Source organism: Halomonas sp. ISL-56 (assembly GCF_018612805.1).
Lineage (GTDB): Bacteria > Pseudomonadota > Gammaproteobacteria > Pseudomonadales > Halomonadaceae > Vreelandella.
In genome coordinates, this window is record NZ_JAGGRO010000027.1 from 1 (window position 1) to 6,949 (window position 6,949).

The following is a 6,949-nucleotide window of genomic DNA, read 5'->3' on the forward strand; positions in this document are numbered from 1 at the left end:
GCTGATCCGGATCAGCCGCTAATTACCGGGCGTACCTACCACGCGGTAAATACTCCGCCCTACCCGCTACCGGAACACAAGACCCGCACGGTGATCCGCACCCAGAGCCATAAGTCCGTCGGCTTTAACGAACTGCGTTTTGAGGACGCCACCGGTGAAGAGCAGATCTGGCTGCATGCCCAGAAAGACCTGGAGTTGCTAACACTCAATGACCGCACCGAGGAGATCCGCCGGGACAGCCACCTCAAGCTGCATCGCAACCGACTCAGTGAGATTCATAACGACGATCACCTCACCGTGCACGGCAAGCGCTACACCCAGATCAAGGGCGATGACCACCTCCAGGTGGATCAGACACGCCATGAAGTCTACGGCGAGGCGCAGTTGGTGGAGACCGGCCGCGAGCTGCACCACAAGGCGGGCAGCCAAATTGTGTTGGAAGCAGGCAGCGAGATCACCCTCAAAGCCGGCGGCAGCTTTATCAAGCTCGACCCGGGCGGGGTGACCATTGTCGGGCCTCAGGTCAAGATCAACTCCGGCGGCAGCCCCGGGCGCGGCCAGGGCCACGCCATTGTGCTGCCCCGCTTACCCGGGGAAGCCGAGCCCGAGGAGAGCGAGGACGTCACCCTCGACCCGCACCAGACCCCGCTACTCAGCAGCGATATCACCGCCGCTACCCCGTTGGCGCTGGACGATATCGCTATTACCGATGGCCTGGCCGACGACTGCAGCGCCTGCCAACCCGCCGTGGGCAGCCCGGTGAACCCGCTCTTGGGCGCCAAGCTGCTGCCTGCGGAGACCGACTTTGCACTCCCCGCGCCCCGGCCGTTTGTGTTTAGCCGCGGCTATCTCTCCAGCAACGAACAAATAGGTGCTCTGGGGCAAGGTTGGTCGCTTCCCGGTGAGTCTCTGGCCATCAGCCTTAACGACGACGCCTGTATTGTTCATGATGCTCAGGGCCGAGCGATTACCTTTGGTTCACTGGCTCCGGGTCAGGCGCGCTTCTCGCCCACCGAGCAACTGTGGATTCGTCGTGGCGGTGCCTCAGGCGATGAAGCGAGTAACGCGCCCCGCTGGCAAGCCCTGGACGAGACGTTGCGTAGTGATCCCGAGCGTATCGCCCTGAGCGATGCCAGCGGGCTTTACTATGTATTTAGTTCTTCAGACGATAGCGCCCGCTGGCCCTTAATCGAAGAGCGTGACCGCAACGGCTATACCACCCAGTACCGCTGGGAAGGGGATCTGTTGGTGGGAGTGATCGACAGCGCCCAGCGTCACTACCAGCTGGTCTACGATAGCCTGCTTCCTGCTATGCAAGGCGATAACGGGCAGCGCTTAACCGGCGTCAAGCTGGTGCAGGCACACGATGGTGAGACAGCGGACGAATGGTTGGTACGCTATTCGTTTAGTTCCGCCGGCGACCTGATTGCGGTGCGCCACCGCCACGGCGAGGTGGTGCGCGAGTTCGAATGGCAGGATAATATGCTCACCGCCCACCGGGTACCCGGGGGCATGGAAGCCCACTACACTTGGGATCGCCACGCCCCAGATGGCCGCGTGGTGGGCCAGCAAGAAGCTGGTGGCCTGGCTCGCTCTTACAGTTATCAGGTGGATCACACCCTGGTCACCGACAGCCTGGGCCGGGAGGAGCGCTACCACTTTGTGGGCAGCGGCCCCGGCCGTCGATGGACGGCCCACACCCGCGCCGACGGCTCGCGCATTGAGTTTCGTTACGACCGTGCCGGTCTCAAGGTAGCCACCGTGGACCCCCTGGGTCACGAGACGCTGATCGAGCGCGATGACCACGGCCAAGTGATTGCTCAAACCGGCCCAGACGGTACGCGCTGGGCGATGGAGCGCGATGCTTTGGGGCAGCCGGTGAGCATCGAAGGCCCCGAGAATCAGCGCTGGCAGATCACCCGTAACGAGCGCGGCCACCCGCTGGAGGTCACTGGGCCCGAAGGCACCACCGCTTTTGCCTATGACAATGAGCAGTTACCTGACCGCCCTACCACCGTCACCGATGCCGCGGGTGCTACCCATCAGCGCGAGTGGAACGCCCTGGGGCAAGCCACCGCCCAAATCGACTGCTCTCAGCAGCGTACCGAGTACGCCTACGACCGAAACGGCTACTTGGCCAGCGTCACCAATGCCCTGGGTGAAACCACCCGCACCCAGCACGACGAGATGGGCCGCCGTATCGCCACCCAGCTCCCCGACGGGCTCTACTGGCACCACCATGTGGACTCCCTTGGTCGCTTGGTGGAGCTGGAAGGCCCGCAAGGGTTTAGGCAACAGTTCTTCTTTGATGACCACGGCCGCCCGGTGCAGCGCATCGAGGCCGACGGCAGCCAGCAGTTTACCGCCTACGATGACATTGGCCGCTTGAGCGAACTCACCCTGGGCAACGGCGCGGTGTATCGCTTTGCTTATGATGACATGGATCGCTTAGCCCGCGAGACCGGCCCCGACGGCCGCGAGCAGCAGTACCGCTACGATGATGCCGGACGACTGATTGAACGTATCGAAGCCAACCGCACAGGCCCTGACGGCCAGCCGCTGGTCACCCGGTACGACTATGATGAAGCTGGTCGTCTGACGGCCCGGCATTTGCCTGCCACGGATCACGCCCCGGCCAACACGGAGCAGTACCAGTGGGGGACGAATGGGCAACTCATTAGTGTCACCAACGATCATGGCGAAGTGACCTTCCGCTACAACGAAGCCCAGCGTTTAATCGGCGAACAGCAGCAACATGCGGGCCTAGCAGGTGAGAGTGGCTGGCAGTGGCAACACCAGCATAGACTCACCGCCACCGGCGCGCCCCAGGCCAGTCAGTTCGGCGACCTACCGGCGCTCAACTGGCACACCTACGGCAGCGGCCATCTGCACGGCATGAGCGCCCCCGGCCTGGATCTGGAAATCGCCCTGGAACCCGATGCCCTGCACCGGGAGACCCAGCGTCGCCTTAGTACCAGCGCCAATGCGCACAACCAACCATTAATGCTGGAACGGGGCTACACCAACCTCGGCCAGCTAGATCACCTCACCCTACGCAGCCCGGACACCACCAGCCAACAGAGTTATCAATACGATGCCCTGGGCCGGATGAGCTTCCGCAGCCTGGAAGGTGATCCGGCCTCTAAGGTGATTGCTTACAGTTACGACGCCGCCGGACGTTTGATCGGCAGCCAGCATGGCGACCATGCCCACCGCTATAGCGTAGACGCGGCGGGTAATCGCTTAGAGCAACGTTCTGACAACCAGCAGGCCCTGCCTGATAACCGCCTCACCCAGCTTAATGGGGCGCGCTACCGCTACGACGGCGCCGGTAACTTGATCGAACGCCAACAGCCCAACGGCGAACGACTGACGCTGGGCTACGACGGCGCGAACCGTTTAGTGCACCTCATTCACGCCAGCGAGCTAGGGGCGACCCGCGAGGCCACTTACCGCTACGACGGCCTGGGAAGACGCATCAGCAAAACCGTGCGCCACCCCAAAGGCACCACCGCCACCACCCACTACGGCTGGGACGGCGACCGCATCGTGCGGGAAGAAACGGACGACCAGCGCACTACCGTCGTCTACGAACCGGGGAGTTTTGTGCCTATGTTCAGAATCGACGACACCCAGCAAGGCCAAATCCTCAGCGCCTACATCACCGATGCCCTGGGCACGCCCATGCAGTTGGTCACCCCCAACGGCCAACCCCGCTGGCTCGCCGAACCCGACGACTGGGCCGCGGTGAAAAACCAACGCGCCGTACGCAACCTCACCCAACCGATACGGTTCCAGGGGCAATGGCACGATGAAGAATCAGGGCTTTACTACAATCGCCACCGCTACTACGACCCGCAGCAGGGTCGGTATATCAGCCAAGATCCGATTGGGTTGAGGGGCGGGACGAACTTGTATGGTTATGTGACCAATCCGACGGGGATGGTGGATCCGATGGGGTTGAAACCGATATTCTCTAAAGTCTGGGTAGTCGAGCAAGGTGTTTGTTATGTCGGAACAACGACTCGGGATGCTATGGAGGAACAAGTAGGCGAGATCGACGATGATTGGAGAGCAGTAAACGAGCAAAACAGACAAAACCATGAACGTTATTGCGGTCAGCTAGAACAAAATCTTGGCGCTATGACGCCCGCTTCTAGTGAAGAAATCAGCCAAAGAGTTAATAGTTGCATGAATGATGCTCCACGCGAAGAAAACCGCAGAAGCCTGGAAATCACAGAAGAAATACGAGGTATTAATGAAGCTAACGAACCAACAACGAGAGTGATGCAAACACTATTTCAGCATTGCGACTTCCCACCGATACCTCCTTGGAACGGAAGAAGGCCACATTAATTATGTTTAAAAAAAATACTTATACAGCTTTGATGGCTACTTTTTTCTGCTGGCCTTTATTGGCATCGGGGGTTGAAAACCAACGCAAAGAACCCAGCATCAACTGGGTGTTTGAGGCCCCGTCGACCTATACAAAAGACGAGTTTTTAAGTGTAGGTCTCAGTGGCGATGGCAACCCTATACAGTCTCCTATGATAGTGTCCGATGGCATGGTCTTTTTCTCGACATATGAAGGGACACTGTATGCCGTTGATGAGCATGATGGTTCACTAAAATGGTCGTCGGACATTTTTGACGAAACTGGTCGGAACATAGCGCTGTATGAAAACCTGGTTTTTTTTGGGGAGGGCGTAGTAACTGATTCATCTCGACCATATGGAAGCAAAATCGCTGCTCTAAATAAGCACACTGGAGAGGAGGTTTGGTCATTTACAGCAGATGATTTCTCTGGGATATGGGGCATCACAACACATGCTAGCAACGTTATTTTTTCAACTGGGAATGAAATTTACGCCTTTGACGCCTTGTCAGGGGAGGAGCGTTGGCAATTTTCTCCTGTCGATTTTTGGGGCGGGCTTTCCTCTAAAGATGGTTTAGTTTATTTCCAAGAGCGTAACACCGATGTCTACGCCTTAGATGCGGAGTCAGGAGAAGTTGTTTTTTCACACAAGAGCGACATTGAGGCTGACTATAACCCTCGTGGCGCGGCTATAGCACTTCATGAAGACAATTTGATTTTTACCTCTGGCAGCCGGGAAGAACCCTTTCTCTACTCCTATCATATTGACGGAACAAAAAACTGGGAAACGCCGCTAGATGGCATCTCTCTGTCTTCTGTCGTAGTGGATGAGTGCTGTATTTTTCTGGGTACTGAAAATGGCTACGAGACAAGTTTTCATGCTCTGGATGTAAATTCGGGAAAATCTATATGGAGCCGTGATAATGATGGGTTTGTACGCCTGACACCTTTGATCCACGGTGGCCGTGTATATTTTTCACATGTTGGTGATGGGGTTGTTGCTATACATAAAGGAGATGGCCAATTAGCATGGTCATTTGATATTGAAGGGGCCGTCTTTACGCCCATCGTTTCGTCGTCAAACGGCCTTTTATTTGGCACGTTTGAAGGGGCCGTATATTCAATCAAGGAGCCGTAAAACGCTGGCTCATCATCATTAAGATTATCATTTTCCCACTACTTTAAGCCAAGGTATGGCCTCCAAAAAAGCCGCCTTCATGAATGTGGCAAGCAGATGACCCGCTACCATAACGAGCTGGTCATCATGCCCAGGGATCAAACCTTTCGCCCGGTGCCCAACCCCAAACCGCGCGTCGACGGCCCCCAGGTGGCCTTTGTGGTCGGGCCGGAAGGCGAAGAGATTTACTGCGACGAGTATGGCCGGGTAAAGGTGCAGTTCCCCTGGGATCGCTACGCCGAACCCAACGAGACGGCGAGCTGTTGGGTGCGAGTGGCCCAGGGCTGGGCAGGCGGTGGCTACGGCAGCATGGCGATCCCGCGGATCGGCCATGAGGTTATAATCTCACATTTGGAGGCTGACCCGGATCAGCCGCTAATTACCGGGCGTACCTACCACGCGGTGAATACCTCGCCCTACCCGCTGCCGGAACACAAGACGCGCACGGTGATCCGTACCCAGAGCCATAAGTCCGTCGGCTTTAACGAACTGCGCTTTGAGGACGCCACCGGTGAGGAGCAAATCTGGCTGCATGCCCAGAAAGACCTGGAGTTGCTAACGCTTAACGACCGCACCGAGGAGATCCGCCGGGACAGTCACCTTAAGCTGCATCGTAACCGGCTCAGTGAGATCCATAACGACGATCACCTGACCGTGCACGGTAAGCGCTACACCCAGATCAAGGGCGATGACCACCTCCAGGTGGATCAAACCCGCCATGAAGTCTACGGCGAGTCTCAGTTGGTGGAGACCGGCCGCGAGCTGCACCACAAGGCGGGCAGCCAGATCGTGTTGGAAGCGGGCAGCGAGATCACCCTCAAAGCCGGCGGCAGCTTTATCAAGCTCGACCCCGGCGGGGTGACCATTGTGGGGCCTCAGGTCAAGATCAACTCCGGCGGTAGCCCTGGGCGTGGCCAGGGCCACGCCATTGTGTTGCCCCGCTTACCCGGGGAAGCCGAGCCTGAGGAGAGCGAGGACGTCACCCTCGACCCGCACCAGACCCCGCTACTCAGCAGCGATATCACCGCCGCCACCCCGTTAGCGCTGGATGACATCGATATTACCGATGGCCTGGCCGACGACTGCAGCGCCTGCCAACCCGCCGTGGGCAGCCCGGTTAACCCGCTCTTGGGCGCCAAGCTGCTGCCTGCGGAGACCGACTTTGCGCTCCCCGCGCCCCGGCCGTTTGTGTTTAGCCGTGGCTACCTCTCCAGTAACGGCGAGGTAGGTGCTCTTGGACAGGGCTGGTCGCTCCCGGGTGAGTCCCTGGCCATTACCCTCAACGACGACGCCTGCATTGTTCATGATGCCCAGGGCCGTGAGATTACCTTTGGTTCACTGGCTCCGGGTCAGGCGCGCTTCTCGCCCACCGAGCAGCTGTGGATCTGTCGTGGGGG

The 6,949-nt window shown here is 58.5% G+C and carries 3 protein-coding genes and 1 pseudogene; all 4 read left to right on the forward strand.

Annotated elements, in window-relative coordinates:
- Positions 1-4,356: RHS repeat-associated core domain-containing protein (locus tag J7J49_RS20260; RefSeq protein WP_215095237.1), on the forward strand; the 4,356-nt coding region annotated here is incomplete at its 5' end.
- A 2-nt stretch (positions 4,357-4,358) separates the two neighbouring features.
- A complete protein-coding gene (locus tag J7J49_RS20265; RefSeq protein ID WP_215095239.1) occupies positions 4,359-5,513 on the forward strand; it encodes an outer membrane protein assembly factor BamB family protein in 1,155 nt (384 codons plus the stop codon).
- A gap of 96 nt (positions 5,514-5,609) precedes the next feature.
- Positions 5,610-6,560: pseudogene (locus J7J49_RS22615) on the forward strand (type VI secretion system Vgr family protein); the annotation flags it as partial.
- Between the two features lie 96 nt (positions 6,561-6,656).
- A partial coding sequence (locus J7J49_RS22620) for a DUF6531 domain-containing protein (protein WP_353048403.1) occupies positions 6,657-6,949 on the forward strand: 293 nt, incomplete at its 3' end.

Bases quoted from the DNA above. Each gene is read 5' to 3' on its own strand.
- J7J49_RS20265 (WP_215095239.1), top strand. From the start codon at position 4,359: ATGTTTAAAAAAAATACTTATACAGCTTTGATGGCTACTTTTTTCTGC.